At 40.1% G+C, this 16694-nt stretch carries 15 protein-coding genes and 2 pseudogenes; 3 read left to right on the top strand and 14 right to left on the bottom strand.

Annotated features, from left to right (window positions below; genetic code table 11):
* Positions 1 to 204 precede the first annotated feature (204 nt).
* The 3 genes from AC1Z3S_RS13550 to AC1Z3S_RS13560 all read left to right on the top strand — a co-directional run bounded on the left by AC1Z3S_RS13550 (position 205) and on the right by AC1Z3S_RS13560 (position 4155).
* A complete protein-coding gene (locus AC1Z3S_RS13550; protein WP_461740807.1) occupies positions 205 to 1308 on the top strand; it encodes an aminopeptidase P family protein in 1104 nt (367 codons plus the stop codon).
* A gap of 261 nt (positions 1309 to 1569) precedes the next feature.
* Positions 1570 to 2871 (top strand): nucleotide sugar dehydrogenase, encoded by a 1302-nt coding sequence (locus AC1Z3S_RS13555; protein WP_461740808.1) that lies wholly within the window; start codon positions 1570 to 1572, stop codon positions 2869 to 2871.
* Between the two features lie 3 nt (positions 2872 to 2874).
* On the top strand, positions 2875 to 4155 hold the full coding sequence (locus AC1Z3S_RS13560) for a glycosyltransferase (protein ID WP_461740809.1): 1281 nt from the start codon (positions 2875 to 2877) through the stop codon (positions 4153 to 4155).
* Positions 4156 to 4362: 207 nt separating this feature from the next.
* Here AC1Z3S_RS13560 and AC1Z3S_RS13565 read toward each other — a convergent pair.
* From AC1Z3S_RS13565 to pstC, 14 genes and pseudogenes are all read right to left on the bottom strand, one after another.
* Positions 4363 to 4950, bottom strand: a pseudogene (locus tag AC1Z3S_RS13565) (YtxH domain-containing protein); the annotation flags it as partial.
* 121 nt (positions 4951 to 5071) lie between these two features.
* A pseudogene (locus AC1Z3S_RS13570) lies at positions 5072 to 5500 on the bottom strand (DUF948 domain-containing protein); the annotation flags it as partial.
* Positions 5501 to 5669: 169 nt separating this feature from the next.
* Positions 5670 to 6563, bottom strand: coding sequence for a UTP--glucose-1-phosphate uridylyltransferase GalU (gene galU / locus AC1Z3S_RS13575; protein ID WP_461740810.1), 894 nt, complete (start codon positions 6561 to 6563; stop codon positions 5670 to 5672).
* Between the two features lie 19 nt (positions 6564 to 6582).
* Complete coding sequence (locus AC1Z3S_RS13580) at positions 6583 to 7599, bottom strand: NAD(P)H-dependent glycerol-3-phosphate dehydrogenase (RefSeq protein ID WP_461740811.1); 1017 nt, start codon at positions 7597 to 7599, stop codon at positions 6583 to 6585.
* A 76-nt stretch (positions 7600 to 7675) separates the two neighbouring features.
* Positions 7676 to 8506 (bottom strand): prolipoprotein diacylglyceryl transferase, encoded by an 831-nt coding sequence (gene lgt, locus AC1Z3S_RS13585; protein ID WP_461740812.1) that lies wholly within the window; start codon positions 8504 to 8506, stop codon positions 7676 to 7678.
* A 19-nt stretch (positions 8507 to 8525) separates the two neighbouring features.
* Positions 8526 to 9461, bottom strand: coding sequence for an HPr(Ser) kinase/phosphatase (gene hprK, locus AC1Z3S_RS13590; protein WP_265455211.1), 936 nt, complete (start codon positions 9459 to 9461; stop codon positions 8526 to 8528).
* 328 nt (positions 9462 to 9789) lie between these two features.
* Positions 9790 to 10143, bottom strand: a complete 354-nt coding sequence (locus tag AC1Z3S_RS13595; protein ID WP_265455212.1) for a phage holin family protein — start codon at positions 10141 to 10143, stop codon at positions 9790 to 9792.
* Positions 10143 to 10454, bottom strand: a complete 312-nt coding sequence (locus AC1Z3S_RS13600; protein WP_461740939.1) for a PspC domain-containing protein — start codon at positions 10452 to 10454, stop codon at positions 10143 to 10145. The genes AC1Z3S_RS13595 and AC1Z3S_RS13600 overlap by 1 nt, the downstream gene beginning before the upstream one ends.
* 65 nt (positions 10455 to 10519) lie before the next feature.
* Positions 10520 to 12118, bottom strand: a complete 1599-nt coding sequence (gene liaX, locus AC1Z3S_RS13605; RefSeq protein WP_461740813.1) for a daptomycin-sensing surface protein LiaX — start codon at positions 12116 to 12118, stop codon at positions 10520 to 10522.
* 278 nt (positions 12119 to 12396) lie between these two features.
* Positions 12397 to 13074, bottom strand: coding sequence for a phosphate signaling complex protein PhoU (gene phoU / locus AC1Z3S_RS13610; protein ID WP_461735760.1), 678 nt, complete (start codon positions 13072 to 13074; stop codon positions 12397 to 12399).
* 144 nt (positions 13075 to 13218) lie between these two features.
* Complete coding sequence (pstB, locus tag AC1Z3S_RS13615; RefSeq protein ID WP_265455216.1) at positions 13219 to 13977, bottom strand: phosphate ABC transporter ATP-binding protein PstB; 759 nt, start codon at positions 13975 to 13977, stop codon at positions 13219 to 13221.
* A gap of 46 nt (positions 13978 to 14023) precedes the next feature.
* Positions 14024 to 14830, bottom strand: coding sequence for a phosphate ABC transporter ATP-binding protein PstB (gene pstB / locus AC1Z3S_RS13620; RefSeq protein ID WP_461740940.1), 807 nt, complete (start codon positions 14828 to 14830; stop codon positions 14024 to 14026).
* Between the two features lie 43 nt (positions 14831 to 14873).
* A complete protein-coding gene (gene pstA, locus AC1Z3S_RS13625) occupies positions 14874 to 15758 on the bottom strand; it encodes a phosphate ABC transporter permease PstA (RefSeq protein WP_265455217.1) in 885 nt (294 codons plus the stop codon).
* Positions 15758 to 16678, bottom strand: a complete 921-nt coding sequence (gene pstC / locus AC1Z3S_RS13630) for a phosphate ABC transporter permease subunit PstC (RefSeq protein ID WP_461735680.1) — start codon at positions 16676 to 16678, stop codon at positions 15758 to 15760. The genes pstA and pstC overlap by 1 nt, the downstream gene beginning before the upstream one ends.
* Positions 16679 to 16694 lie beyond the last annotated feature (16 nt).

Consider the following 16694-nt stretch of genomic DNA (forward strand, 5'->3'; position numbering starts at 1 on the left):
ATTTTATGCCCCTTATATTTTTTCAGAAAATCCTATTTACATTTCTAGACAAGAATAGCAAACTTCCTCCAAAATTGCAACCGTTTTACTTTCACTTTCATGAAAATTATTTTTTCTTTTCTATTTTACGTACTTTTTTACAGCCCTTCAAAAAACGTGCTACAATCAGGCTACAATAAGAAGTTTTTTAATGGAGGTCTTTTTATGGATAGCGAAAAAATGAAAGAATTACAAAATTGGTTAACTGACAATCAAACCGCTGTGGCCTATATCAGCGATCCCCAACACATCGCCTATTTCGCCGGTTATGAGAGCGAACCCCACGAACGAATTTTGGCGCTTTTTGTCAGTGCTGAAGCGGAGCCTTTTTTATTTACTCCGACTCTTGAAGTTGAAGATGCCAAAAACAGCGGCTTTATCTTTGATGTGATTGGCTATTTAGATAGCCAAGATCCCTGGGACATCATTGCAAAAGAATTGAAACAGCGTTACGGCAGCATTGAAAGTTTTGCAATTGAAAAAAATCAATTGCCAGTGGAACGCTTTGAAGCATTAGCACAAGCTTTTCCAAGAGCAACGTTTTCTGCTAATCTAACACCTTTGATTCAAAAAATGCAATTGTTAAAAACGCCTAGCGAAATCAAGCGCTTGCTGGAAGCAGGCCGTTGGGCAGATGTCGCATTTGAAGTTGGCTTCAAAGCTATTCATGAAGGCGTCACTGAACAAGAACTAGTCGCAGAAATTGAATACCAGTTGAAACGCAACGGCGTTCAGCAAATGTCTTTTGACACGTTAGTATTGACTGGCAAAAATGCAGCCAGCCCCCATGGTAATCCTGGAAAGTCTGCCGTAACTACTGGTGACTTAGTTTTATTTGATCTTGGTGTCGTTTGGAACGGCTATTGCAGTGATGCCACGCGAACTGTTGCTTTTCACGAGCCAAATGATTTTCAAAAAGAAATTTACAACATTGTTTTAGAAGCACAATTGGCAGCTCAAGCTGCGGTCAAGCCGGGAATCTCTGCTGCTGAACTGGATGCCGTCGCCCGCAATGTCATCAGCAGCTATGGTTACGAAGAATATTTCAATCACCGCTTAGGTCATGGGATTGGCACAACTGTTCATGAATATCCTAGTATTGTTGCCGGCAATGACTTGATTTTAGAAGAAGGCATGTGTTTTTCGATTGAGCCAGGTATTTATATACCTGAAAAAGTTGGCGTGCGGATTGAAGACTGTGTTGCAGTCACAAAAGATGGTTGCATTCCTTTTACGACAACTTCAAAAGAAATAACAATTATTCGTTAGAGTTTTCGTTATATTTTTCATTTCAAATTGAAACGCCTATATTTTTTAGGCGTTTTTTCTTTGTTTTCAGCTGAAATATTTTGCCTGACTGACCATTAAGCTCAAAAAAACCTTTTCGTTAATCATTATAAAATAACCTTTTCTTTTTTTATGAAAAATATTCACTAAAATTTCAAAACTTTATATTGGACTTCTTTTTATAAAATAAATTATAATAAATTATGTATTAAGTTTTAATTAGAAAGAAAAAGAGGTATTTTTATGAAGTTAATGGCTGAGTTTTTAGGATTAAAAGAAAAAATTAATTCCAAAAAGGCCAAAATTGCTGTTGTCGGCCTTGGATATGTCGGTCTTCCCTATGCACTACATTACAGTGAACAGGGGTTTTCCGTCTTGGGAATTGATATCGCTAAAGAAAAAATTAGAAAATTACAAAAGGGTCAAAGCTATATTGATAATATCTCAAATCAGCAAATTGAGACATTTAATTTACATAATCAGTTGTCTACTGACTTTCAGAAAATCGACAGGATGGATGTCATTTTAATTAATGTGCCGACACCCATCGATAATTTTAATCAACCAGATATGTCATTTGTCCAAGCGGCTTGTCAGCAAGTTGTTGCTCGGGCCCAAGTCGGTCAGCTGATTATTTTGCAAAGCACTTCTTATCCCACCACTACGAAGCAATACTTAGTTGAGCCGTTAGAAAAAGCTGGCTGGAAAATCGGCAAAGATATTTTTGTGGCGTTTTCTCCAGAAAGAGTTGATCCGGGAAATAGAAAGTACACTGTTGATAACACGCCAAAATTAATCGGCGGCTATACTCCTAAGTGCACTCAACTTGCGAAAGTCTTCTTTGGCGCAAAGGCAGTACCAGTTAGTAGTATGGAGGTAGCTGAACTGGCGAAACTCTACGAGAATACTTTTCGGTATGTTAATATCAGTTTCGTCGATGAGGTTGCAAAAATATGTGATACTTTGAACATTGATGTTTTTGAAGTGATTGAAGCTGCTGGTACCAAACCCTTTGGCTTTATGAAGTTCACCCCTTCTGTAAAAGTCGGTGGCCATTGCATCGGTGTTGATCCCCATTATTTAAAGTGGTTTATGGAGGGGCAAAAATATCAAACACCGATCATCGACGCTGCGGTAGCTGTCGATGAATCGATGAATGATTTTACAGTCAGTCAGGTAATCAAACTGCTAGCTCAGGAACATATTCCTAGTTTTTCAGCAAATGTTGCGGTTTTAGGGGTGACCTATAAAAAAAATATCAGTGATTTAAGGGAATCAGCTGCTCCAAAATTAGTTAAAGAATTACGGGATTATGGTGTAAATATTTCGTTATACGATCCCTATGTCAACTCTATAGAAATTGACGGTCACCCGGAAAAAGTCGCTAACATTGATTACCAAGAGCTGTATCAGAAGGATCTAATTTTGATTTTAACGGATCATGATCAAGTGGACTATCAAAAACTTATTGATCAGAACCTGTTAATTTTTGACACAAAAGGCGTGACTAAAAATCACCATTTGCCACAGCTCTATGGGATTTAAACTATGAAACCCTTGACTATATCAAAGAAGGTTGTGACTGTTCTCTGGATTTGCTTGATTTTTTTACTGATTTTACTTTTACGTAGATGGGTGCATCATGAATATCGATTATGGTGGATTTTCTTATCCGTAAATTTTGCTTATCTATGTTTTAAACTGTTCTTTTCTTTATTTACCAATTGGCGCATAAAAAATGCTGACAGCAACTGGCTGATTGAACAACAACCAACTGTTGCTGTTATCGTCCCTTATTTCAATGAAGATTTTGATACCCTGCTGACAGTTTTAAAATGTATTGCTCAGCAAACTTACCCTGTCCATGAAATTGTATTTGTGGATGATGGTAGTGATGACTTAACTGTTTATAATCAATTGCAGCGGCAAGTGCCCCGCTGGTGGAAAAAATATCCAGACATTTCCTTGAGAATTTTGCGGCAACCAGAAAACTTGGGCAAAAAAGCGGCTCAGATTTTGGCCTTTAAAGAATTAACAAGTGAATTTGTCTTGCTCTTAGATTCTGATGGGGAAATTTCTGACAATGCCGTCGCTGACATGTTGTTGCCTTTTGAAGATGCCAAAACCGGCGCTGTCGTTGGTAAAATTCAGCCCCGTAATTTTGCGCATAATTTTCTTACTCGGATGCAGGATATTGTCTACAGCAATGCTTTTCAACTTGGCAGGCGTGCCCAAAGTTATTTCGGCACCGTTATTGTATGTTCTGGTGCTCTAAGTATGTATCGTCTAGAGATAGTATTAAAAAATCTCGAATTGTTCAGTCGTGAAAGATTTTTAGGCATCCGCTGTGTGACTGGCGATGATCGGCTGCTGACCTTAATCACCATGAAAGAAGGGCTTAAAACCCTCTATCGGGAATCCGCCGTTTGCTGGACTGACGTTCCCACTAGAGTTTCTAAATACCTGCGACAACAGATTCGTTGGCAGAAATCAGGACTTTTGTTCACCTTGTTTAGCTTTAAGACGCTTTACAAAAGAATTCTGGCTTTAATTTTTCAAGTTTTGGAACAATATTTATGGTTAATTAACTTGCTCATTTTTCTTTATCTGTACTTTTTTGAAAATTTCCGTTTTACGCCCCTAATGATTTTTGTGGCAATTATTTACACTGTGTTGGTTTATTATTTGACCTGTATCTATTACTCCCGCAAAAATCTGCTCTGGTATCTGCTGGGTTTTGTTTTGAATTTTGTCTATGGATTTTTGCTAATGTTTATTCGCGTATATGCTTTATGTACAATTGGTATTTCAAAATGGTATACCAGATAACTTTTGAAAAACAAAACAGAGGCCCCTTCAACTTGTCTGAGGGGACCTCTGTTTATTAGCTTCAATTTATTTTTTTTCCTTCACAGTCTCTTTCACATCTTTAGCTGTGTCTTTGGCTTCAGCCTTGACTTTTTCGACAGTTGCTTTAAGATCTTTAGCCGTATCGTCAGCGGCTGCTTTAGTATCATCCACTGTTTCTTTAGCTGCCGTTTTGACATCTTTAGCGGTGTCGCTTAATTCATCTTTGGCAATTTCAGCCATGACTGCAGCGTCTTCTGCATTGTCCTTCACATTTTCTTTCACATCAGCGGCTGCTTCACTAACGGTGGCCTTCGCTTCTTCAACTGCTTCTTTAGCCGTATCACTAACAGTTCCAAAGGTATCCTGTACATCGATAATAATATCTTCGGTGGTGTTGCCGGCTAAATCACCGAAATCGCTGGTTAGCTCTTCCATGTCGGCGGCTGTTTTTTTGAAGCGGTCGGACAAATCACTGGTCCGCTGTTTTAAATTATCTAAGACATCACTGCCATTATCTTGTGCGTTTTGGAAAGAATCGCTCGTTTTACTGATAACAGAATCGGCAAAATCACTAGCTTGCTTCGTCACTGTTGCCGCTTTTTCTTTTGCATACTCGGTGTAATCCCCTGCTTGATCAGCGAAATCCTCAAACTGATCGGCCAAGTCTTCCCGTAATTCTTTACCTGATTTTGGTGCTAACAATAAGGCTGCAACCGCCGCTGCTGTTCCGCCGATAATTGCACCTAATAAAAAGCCTCCACCTTTATTTGCCATTGTAACTGCCTCCTAAAATTTTATTTTTGCTACTCTACTAATCAGTTGTGTATTCTTGATATTCTTGAACGATATCATCCATCTCAGCCTCTGAATCCTTTTGCAAATCCTCAGCTGTCTCGCTAGTTCCCTTACCCTTGCGATTTTTGTAAAAGCGATAGGCAGCGCCGCCCATTTTACCCGCCATCCCAGCTGTATTTGAATTGCGGCCGACTAAAGTAAAGCGGCGTACTAGATTGCGACTGGCACTATTTAAATCAGACACACTTTCACTTAAATCAGCAATCGCTTGGAATAATGGATCGACTGTTGCGACCTTGCCATTAACGTCTTCTAATAAATCATTTGACTTAACGAGCAGGCCTTCCACCTGGCGGCTTAATAAATCCACGTCGTTTGTAACAACGGCGATTGTTTTATTTACCTCCGCTACGGTATTATCAATTTTTTCGACTGCCTGAGCAGCTTTATTCAGTACCTTTACTAAAAAAAGTACCAAGATTAAAAAGGCGATGGCTGCAATCAACGCAGCGATTCCTCCAAGTGTCATCAAAAAATCCTCCCCTGTTAAAATTATTTTCATCTGTTAAAGCGCTATTAGATTTATTATAGCAGTTTCCAGCAAAATGCTAAAGTAATATAGAAAAGAGACTCTGAAATTAGTTTTAACAGACAGTTTCCTGAATCTATTGACTAATGTCAGAGTCTCTTTAAATTTGCTATTTCTTCTCTTTGGTTTCTTGCTGTAATTCAGTGCCTAACTGAATTAAATATTCCCGCAGGTTATCTTTGACTTCTGGATGCTGTAGGCCATACTCAATGCTAGTTTTCATAAAGCCGAATTTATCACCGACATCAAAGCGTTTGCCTTTAAATTCTCTAGCAAAGACCCGTTGTGTTTTGTTCAAGGTATCAATGGCATCGGTTAACTGAATTTCTCCACCCGCCCCTGGTTTTTGATTTTCTAAAATATTAAAAATTTCTGGCGTTAATAAGTAGCGACCAATAATAGCTAAGTCGCTAGGCGCTTCTTCTGGTTTTGGTTTCTCAACAAAATTTTTCACATTGTACAATCCTTTTTGGACTTCAGTCTCAGGATTGATGATGCCGTATTTAGAGGTGTCTTCGTGGGGCACCCGCATAACAGCAATTGTTGAAGCATGAGTATTGTCATAATCATTGATTAGCTGCTTTGTCAAAGGCACCTTGTCTTCCATGATGTCGTCGCCGAGCATCACTACAAAAGGTTCATTGCCAACAAAGGCCTTCGCTTGTAATACTGCATGGCCTAAGCCTTTTGGATGAGATTGACGGATAAAATGCAAATTAACTTCTGTCGTTTCTTCAACTAATTGCAGCAGTTCTGTTTTGCCTTTTTCCTTTAAGTTCATCTCTAATTCAACATTGGAATCAAAGTGATCTTCAATCGGACGTTTAGCTTTACCGGTGACGATTAAAATATCTTCAATTCCGGATCTTAAGGCTTCTTCGACGATAAATTGAATCGTCGGTTTATCGACGATTGGCAACATTTCTTTGGCCATTGCCTTTGTGGCTGGTAAAAAACGAGTACCTAAACCGGCTGCTGGAATTACTGCTTTTTTGACATTCATAATTTGAGCTCCTTTATCCTCATTTACTAAATTCATTTTCATCTTTCCCATCCCGCAGCATAATATCCCGTGCTGCTTCCTTTACTTCTTTATTTTCGTACAGCACTTGATAAATGGCTTCTGTAATTGGCATATCAATCTGCAAATTTTCTGCCAATTCACGAGCGGCTTTAGTGGTGGAGACACCTTCGACAATCATCCCCATATTGTCGAGAATTTCGTCTAATTTTTGACCTTTGCCTAACAGATTGCCGGCCCGCCAGTTTCTCGAATGGACACTGGTACAGGTGACAATTAAATCACCAACGCCACTTAAACCGATAAAGGTTAAAGGATTGGCACCCATCGCCACACCTAAGCGGCTAATTTCCGCTAAGCCGCGGGTCATGATGGCCGCCTTGGCATTGTCGCCAAAGCCTAAGCCGTGAATTGCCCCCGCACCGATGGCAATAATATTTTTTAAAGCCGCTCCCGTTTCGACACCAATCACATCGTTATTGGTGTAAATTCGAAAATAGCTGTTCATAAAAATTTTCTGAACATATTTGGCACATTCGTCTGATAAGCTGGCAGCAGTGATGGTGGTAATATCACCGACTGCCACTTCTTCAGCATGGCTTGGCCCAGACAGAACAACAATTTCTTGGCGTTTTTCGGCTGGGATTTCTTCAAATAAAATTTCCGAAATCCGTTTGTGACTACCCTGTTCTAAACCTTTGCTGGCATGAATGATGACCGGCTGATTTTTAACTTGGGCCGTAAACTCTTGAGCAACTGAGCGAATGGCCTTGGTGGGAACCACAAACAACACCGCATCTGCCCCTTCAATGGCCTCCGCTAATCCTTTATACCCTTTAATCGCCTCCGGAATTTTAATATCCGGTAAATAATGGCGGTTGGTGTGATAGGTATTAATTTCATCAATCTGGGCCGGATTATGGCCCCAAATAGAAACTTCATGACCATTTTGGGCTAGCACTTGAGCTAAGGCTGTGCCCCACGAGCCAGGTCCTAAGACTGCAATTTTTTGTTTCAACGAACATCCTCCAATTCAACTACTAATAAAATAATTTTAGCATAAGCGATGATACTAGCCTAAAAAAATTAGAAATTTATAGGAAACTTTGGTTCTCTCCTTTGCTGCGGTCGTAATCCTTTAGATTGCCTTTTTTACGGCGCCAAATGATAATTACAATCGCTCCGACAAATAAGATAACCGAAAGCACTTGAGACACCCGAATGTTTGCAAACAGATACAAGCTATCCGTCCGCATTCCTTCAACAAAGAAGCGGCCAAAACTATACCAAGCAATGTAAGTTAAAAAGACTTCTCCTTGCTTAAAGAAGCCGTGGCGTTTTCTTAATACTAATAATAAAATCACGCCGATTAGACTCCAAGTCGACTCATATAAAAAAGTCGGCTGACGGTAAATACCGTCAATATACATATTATCAATAATAAAATTCGGCAGGTGCAAGCTTTCAAGAAAGCTGCGGGTCGTATCGCCACCGTAAGCTTCGTGATTCATAAAATTGCCCCAACGGCCGAACGCTTGGGCCAACAAAACACTTGGTGCGGCAATGTCTAAAAAAGTCCAAGTATTGATAAACCGATAGCGGGTAAAAAAGAATACCACAATCCCACCGGCAATCAGCCCACCATAAATGGCAAGACCTCCTGAACGGATATTAAATATCTGAATCGGGTCTGCTAAATATTTGGGCAAATCAAATAAAATATAATAGAGCCGCGCTCCGACAATGGCAATTGGTAAGGCCCAGAGCATAAAATCGCCAACATCATCCTTTTGCATGCCCACCCGCAGTGCTTCTCGGCTGCTCATCCACATGGCGATAATAATGCCAGCGACAATGATTAGGGCGTACCAATAGATTTCAATTCCAAATAGATTAAAGGCAACTCGATTGATGGTTGCGACCATGACTTACTCCAACTTTCTTTTATTCTCCAGAATTTTCTTGAATTAATTGTGTGAGGCGATCTTCAAAGGTTTTCGTTGCATCGTAGCCCATTGTTTTGGCTCTGAAATTCATCGCCGCCACTTCAATGATAATTGCCACGTTGCGCCCGGTTTTTACAGGAATTTTAATTTGCGGGATGCTGACCTTGGCAATTTCCTTAGTCGAATCTTCACTGCCGAGGCGATCATATTTTTTATCTTTAGACCAAGATTCTAAATAGACCGTCAACTGCACCTGCATTGAGCCCCGCACCGCACTGGCACCAAATAAATTCATGACATCGATAATACCGATACCGCGAATTTCAATTAAGTGCTGTAAAATTTTCGGTGGTTCACCGACAACAGTCAGTTCATCCTGCCGATAGACATCCACCCGATCATCAGCGATTAAACGATGACCCCGTTTAATTAATTCCAAAGCTGTTTCACTTTTTCCGATACCGCTATCCCCTTGAATTAGCACGCCTAAACCATAGACTTCGACTAATACTCCGTGGACGCTAGTTCTTTCAGCCAACAGACTATCTAAATAGCTAGAAGCTTCGCCGACCAATCTTGAAGTCGATAGTGGCGAGCGCAGCACAGCAATATCGTGTTCTACAGCAGCTTGAATCAATTCATCAGAGGCTTCTAATCCGCGGGAAATTAAAAAACACGGCATGTCCTCAGTACACATGCGGCGCATCACCATTAAGCGTTCCTCCGGCATCATGCGCTGGGCAAAGGCAACTTCTTTGTTGCCGAATAATTGAATGCGATCATGGGAATAATAATTAAAATAGCCGGTCAGCTCTAAACCCGGTCTAGAAATATCCCCGATGGTAATGATTCTTTCCAAACTATTTTCTGAACCGGTGACAATTTCTAAATTTAGCTTTTCCACCAGCTGTCCGACTTTTACAATTTCAGCCATTAAACTTCCTCATTTCCTTAGAGATTCCTTTTTATTCTATCATTCCTTACTGTGAGTTACTAGGAAAAAGCGAGGTCGGCACTAGTCTTTTTACTAGATGCAATTTTAATTAATATTGCATTTAATTTTTATGATCCAGTAGGTCCTCAACAGAAGGAAAAATTTTTAAAGTAGAAGTTGTTACGAATTGCTTTTTGAATTTTGTTTTAGTTAAAAGAATTTCATAGTCTCAACGACAAAAAATCAAAATAAAAAAAGATAGCCTCATCCCTTAGCAGTCAGCTGAAGTAGTTTCATGCCGACCAAGATTTTTGACTATCTATTTTTATTAAGTATATTTTGTTAAATTGTGTTCGCTGACAATCGCATTGACCAAGCTCATCACAATGGCGACTAGCACTGCCCCCCAGAAGGAGGAAAGTCGAAAGCCAGCACCAACTAACGTTGAGGTTAGCTGAAGCATAAAGGCATTGATGACAAAGCTGAATAGTCCAAAAGTAATCAGTGTCAGTGGCAGTGAAAACAAAGTTAAAATTGGTTTCACTAGCATATTTAAAAGTGATAAAACAAAGCTGGCAAGGATGGCCGCCCAGATGCTGCTCACATGAATCGTGTTAGGCATCAGGACCGTTAAAGCCACGAAGGTCAGCGTGTTCACGACTAGTCGTTGGAAATAACTCATTAGAAGTCACTCCAATCATCATCGTCAACCTTTTCTGCTTCTTTACGTTCTTTCTTTTGGCTTCCGTAGCTGTTATTGCGATAATATGGATTTTCATGTCCGTAATCATCCCGGCGAGAATTCGAGCGACCTGAAGGGATAATTAAAGCCATGATGATGTATAAAAGGATTGGGCTAAACGCCGCACCAAAGGTAATCAATACGAAGATAATCCGTACAATTGTCGCATCAATTCCGAAGTATTCGGCAATGCCTCCTAAGGTTCCTGTTAAAATGACGTTCGTCCGTGATTTTGTCAATTTTCTTTTCAATGATCTCACCTCTATCCCTCTTATTTTACAATGTTTTTATTTTATTTCCAAGCGGGATGCTGAGATTACTCAGCATCCTTTAAGAAGATATTACCAGTTGTGGTAGACAAGTTGATTTTGGCAACTTGGTCAGCAACTCTTCTAAATTGTAACAATTGATTTAATTTTTCTTTCTTTTCCCGTACCACATCGTAATCGCTTAAGCGAGTGTTGATGCTGCCAAGACTAGTTTTTGCTAAGCCTTCAAAACCAACTGCTTCTGGTAAAGCGATTTTAACATTACCATTGACTGCGCTGGCATCAATTTTATTTAAGTTGTCATGTTTAGCAGTCACCTTCACGTCACCATTGACTAATGAAACTCCAATGTTAGCCGCTGCACCATTGATAGATGCGGTGCCGTTAACTGTTTCGACAATCAAATCAAGAATTTCACCAGCACCGATTGTGATATTGCCGTTGACGCCTTCAATTTCCAGCATCGTCGCTTTTAACTCATCGGTTGTGATATTGCCGTTGGTTGATTTTAAATAAATGTCTTTGACATCCAAGTCGCTGACTAAGACATTACCGTTTAATAAACGGAGTTGAACATGGTCATAAGTCCGGCTTGGCAAGTAGAAGGTTAAGTCCGCCCGTACCCGCTTGTTCGGGATTTGGAAGGAAATATGATCGTCATCGACTTCAATTTGGCTGCGTTCCATCAACGCTTGTAGAGGCGTTTCGGCATCCATTTTGCCATATAAACGGAATTTACCCTCCACTTTGACATAATTTTCAGCCCAAGTTTTGAATTCGATATTGCCATTGGCTACTTTCACATCAATTAAAGTAGCATCATTGGCTTCGTATTCAAAGGTGTGCTCAAACTTCGTTGTCGCAACCCCTGGCACTTTAACGTTTAAATCTTTCCATTCAAAGTTGTCGTTGACTGATTCTGAAACAGCCTTGAAGGTCTTTTTGAATAAGCGACCGATTTGACTGCCGGCTTCAGACATATTTTTGCCAACTTGAGTGAAGGTTTCCGTTGCTTGTTCTTTGAAATCATCAGGAATTTCATTTTTCAAGCTTTGGATTTTTTCATTCACCTTGCCGCTGAAGCTATCTTTGTTGGTGCTCCATTGGTCTTTGCGAATATTTTTCAAGGATTCGTTTAATTGATTCTTTTGGATTTCCAAAGTTTCCAATTGAACTTCTAAGCCTTTGATAGTCGCTTCCAAGCTTTCTCTCGTTGCTAAATCAACTTCGGTTAAAGCATCCAAATCTTCTTTGGTGTTTAATTCCATCAAAGCTTCTTGGGTATCCTTTAACTCGATTTTCAAGCCAGCAATTTCAACATTGACTTCATCCAGCTCTGCCGAAGTTTGATTGGCTTCATCGGCTAGCTCTGCTAAAATCTTTTCTAAATTTTCCCGATCTTCTTGAGCTTTTTCAGCTTGGGCTGCTTCGGCGTCGATTTCTTCCAGTTCTTCTTCTAAAGACTGACCGAAGTCTTCCTCAACTTTAAACTCTGCTGCTTTTTCTTGTGGGCTAATGGCATCGGCTGCTTTTTCGATTTGTTTTTCATCTTTGGCAGTCGCCATACTTTCTAATAAATCTAAACCTTCTTCAGTTGAAAGGATGCCTTTTTTAACTAGTTCTAAAATACGTTCTCTTTCTTTCATGGAAAATTCCTCCTTTTTATTTGCTGAACTGGATTTTCCTTATGAACCTATTATGCCCTCTTAAAAGAAGTTTGTCATAGGACTTAAGCCCGAACTTTGCTTCCGTCGGAGAACTTAGTCGCAATTTTTCTTAAATTTTAGCTCACTCTTTGAAAAATAAGTGCTTTTTATGCCTGTCATCAATAAAAGTAGCAAAAAAATCAGCGGCTAGCAATTATTTTAAGAGAACTTTTATAAGTTCGCCTAAATAATGGCTGACCGCTGATCAATCACTTAATTTAGTTGCTTTCGTCGTGGTTACTATTTAATTCAGTAATTTTCCCAGTGGCTAAGTAGACAATCCACTCGCAAATATTGGTGACATAATCGGCAATCCGTTCCAAATATTGAGCAACCCGGATGTAGTTCGTGCCACTGACCACTGTGTCTGGATTTTGCTTCATATTTTTAATCGCCTTACCATAGACTAAATCGAAAAATTCGTTGACCCGGTCATCCATTTTAGCAATGGTGCGGGCATCTTTTTGGTCGGTTTTAATGTAGGCAATCAACACATTGTCCACCATTTTTTTAACAAAGTCGGACATATCACTGAGATCCGCTTCAATTTCTGAAATTCGGGTTTCCCCTTTAACCGAGATAGCTGATTTAGCAATGGAGACAGCGTGATCTCCCATTCGTTCTAAATCACTAGAAGCCTTCATAATTGTAATAATTGTCCGCAGGTCGGTGGTAACCGGCTGTTGCAGAGCAATCATCTCAAAGCTTTTTTTCTCAAGGCGGACTTCCATATCATTGATTTGGACGTCTTGATCGATAACTTCATGGGCCAAAGTTTTATCATGTTTAGTAAAGGCCCGCACCGATTTATGGACAGCATTGCTGACCATCATCCCCATTTCATAAAACTGATTGTGTAAACTTAGCAACTCCTCGTCAAACTGCGAGCGTAACATCATTCGTCGTTTCCTCCTAGTTTTGTTCTATATTCACTATCTGAAAGTAAATTTATGCTTCAGCAAAAGTGGCAGCAAAATTATTTTGCACTTTTTTACTACTGGTAAAAAATAATTGCGCCATTGCTCTACTCTTTTTTATCCCTAACCGAATTTTCCGGAAATATAATCCTCGGTTTCTTTTTTGGCTGGATCTAAAAAGATTTTCTTAGTGTTGTCAAACTCAATTAAATTACCATCTAAGAAAAAGGCCGTCTTATCAGAAATTCGTGAAGCTTGGGACATATTGTGGGTTACTATAATCATAGTATACTTTTCTTTTAAAGTTAAGAGCATATTCTCAATTTTACCTGTGGAAACCGGGTCTAGCGCACTAGTCGGTTCGTCCAGTAAAATAATATCCGGATTAACGGCTAATACCCGCGCAATACAGACCCGTTGTTGTTGACCACCGGAGAGTGATAAAGCACTTTTATGCAATTTATCTTTGACATCATCCCAAACAGACGCTGCCTTCAAACTCTCTTCCACCACTTGATCGAGTTTTTGTTTGTCTTTTTCACCCTTTAGCTTCAAACCGTAGATAACATTTTCATAGACTGAAAAAGGAAACGGGTTGGGCTGTTGGAAAACCATGCCGATTTCTTTGCGCAATTCAACGGTATCAGTAGTTGGTCCGTAGATGTCTTTATCCTTATAGACGACACTACCTGTAATCGTCACTCCCGGAATTAAATCATTCATCCGATTTAACGAGCGCAAGTAAGTTGACTTACCGCAACCAGAGGGGCCAATCATCGCCGTAATTTCCCCTTCATTAATACTCAAGTCAATTCCCTTCAAAGCCTCTTTTTTTCCATAGTAAAGGTGCAGGTCTTTTGAAGAAATAATTTCCTTTGCCATAACATTCTCCTTCTAATTGGCAGAACCAATTGAAACTTTTAGCTGTTTACCCAAAGTGACCAGACACATAATCTTCTGTTGCCTGAATTTTCGGGCGGGTGAAAATTTTACGGGTTTCATCGTACTCAATCACCTTGCCGAGATAAAAGAAAGCTGTGTAATCGCTAATCCGGGCAGCTTGCTGCATATTATGGGTAACGATGATAATCGAAAAATCATTTCGCAGATTAACTAAAGTTTCTTCTACTGTACTAGTTGAAATTGGATCTAAGGCGCTGGCCGGCTCATCTAATAATAAAATATCTGGCTTCATAGCAATCGCCCGAGCAATACACAGACGCTGCTGCTGCCCGCCGGATAAAGCCAAGGCGCTTTTATCTAAAGAATCCTTTACTTGGTCCCATAAAGCGGCTTGCTTTAAACTGGTTTCAACAAGCTCATCTAATTTCTTTTTATCCTTTTCCCCGTGCTGTTTTAAAGCAAAGGTAATATTATCGTAGATTGATTTTGAAAAGGGATTTGGCCGCTGAAACACCATGCCAATCCGCTTGCGCATTTCGTAAACATCGACTTTTGGTCCGTTGATGTCCACTTCTTTATACATAATTTCACCAGTCACTCGGGTGTTGGCAATGCCATCGTTCATCCGATTTAAAGAACGAAGATACGTTGACTTGCCACAGCCGGAGGGGCCAATTAAAGCAGTAATATTATTTTCCTTGAATTGTAAATCTATGCCCTTGATGGCTTCGTTATCCCCATACCAAACATGTAAATCATTGGTATATAGTGCTAAGGGGTCTTTGGGGTCAAAGGTTACCATATGGGTTTCATCAAAATTATAGTCATTCATTAACATGTATTTTTCTCCCTCGTTCTTTACAAAAATGCTTGGCTTAAGCTGAAGTCAATTTTTTGTAAAGTCGTTTGCCAATCGCCCGTGAACTAAAGTTGAAAATCAACACAGCGATAATTAAAACGGCTGAAGCGCCGGCTGAAACTGCCGCACCATCCGGCATGGTTCCTTCAGAGTTAATTTTCCAAATGTGAACTGCCAAAGTCTCTGCTTGTCGGAAAATACTGATTGGACTTGAAACGCTCAACGGATTCCAATTGCCCCAGTCTAAAGCTGGTGCACTTTGTCCCGCCGTGTAAATCAGCGCAGCTGCCTCACCGAAGATTCTTCCAGAGCTTAAGATAACCCCGGTTAAAATTCCCGGTAAAGCCTCTGGAATGACAACTTTTCTGACAGTTTCCCAACGCGAAAGTCCGAGCGCTAAGCCAGCTTCACGTTGCGTATAATGGACGGCTCTTAAGGATTCTTCGACATTTCTAGTTAGAAGCGGCAAGTTGAACAAGGTCAATGCTAACGCTCCAGAAATAATTGAGAAGCCATAATTAAACTGAATAACAAACAATAAAAAGCCAAACAAACCGACTACTACTGAAGGCAATGAACTCAAAATTTCAATCGAGGTACGGATGATATCTGTTAAGAGATTTTTCTTAGCATATTCTGAAAGATAAATCCCTGCTCCCATTGAAATCGGAAAGCTGATAATCATAGTGACAAATAAGAGATAAATCGAATTAAATAATTGAATCCCAATCCCGCCACCAGCTTGGTAAGATTTTGACGGTGAGGTTAAAAAGGACCAAGAAATATTTGGAATGCCTCGCACTAAAATATAAAGCAGTAGCGCAGCCAAAATTAAAACAATAATTCCGGAGATGATGTATAAGCCGGCTGTAGCGACTTTATCCCAACGTTTTGCGTTCATTATTTTAAGGCTCCCTTCTTACCAATTAGGCGAATCACAATATTAAAGACTAGAGACATTAATAAAAGAATCAACGCTAACGACCACAACACATTATTTTCTAGTGTGCCCATGACTGTGTTTCCGATTCCCATTGTTAAAATAGAAGTTAAGGTTGCTGCTGGTGTTGTCAAGCTGGTTGGCATTAAAGCAGCATTCCCGATAACCATTTGAATAGCTAAGGCTTCACCAAACGCCCGTGCCATCCCAAAAACTACCGCTGTCAAAATTCCCGGCACCGCAGCCCGCAGTACAACTTTATAAATTGTTTGCCAGCGGGTTGCCCCTAAAGCTAAAGAAGCTTCCCGATAATAGCGGGGCACAGCTTTTAAAGCATCGACGGTCATCGTAGTGACGGTTGGTAAAATCATAATGAATAGGACAAAGGTACCGGCTAAAATCCCAAAGCCTGTGCCGCCGAACACTGAACGGACGGCCGGAACAATTACTGAAAGGCCGATAAACCCATAAACAACAGAAGGAATCCCAACTAATAGCTCAATAACCGGCTGTAAGATTTTGGTCCCATTTTTTGGCGAGACCTCCACCATAAAGACTGCCGCGCCAATTGCAAATGGCGTTGCCACCAAAGCAGATAAAACCGTTACGAAAAATGAACCGGCAATCATCGGCAACGCGCCGACTTCTGGATTTCCGCTAGCGTCAACGGTTCCCGGATTCCAAGTAGTACCAAAAAGAAAATCAAAAATATTCACGCCGTCGGTAAAAAAGGTAGCAAGCCCTTTACTCGCGACAAAATAAAAAATGGCTAAGACCACAATCACTATTAAAGCGATACAGATAAAACTAATCGCCTTGCCCCGTTGTTCATTGCGGGCGCTTTTGGATTTGGTTAATAAAGCTTTTTTTACATCTTCCAAGAGAGTTCCTCCATTT

This window comes from Enterococcus sp. LJL90, from assembly GCF_056924355.1.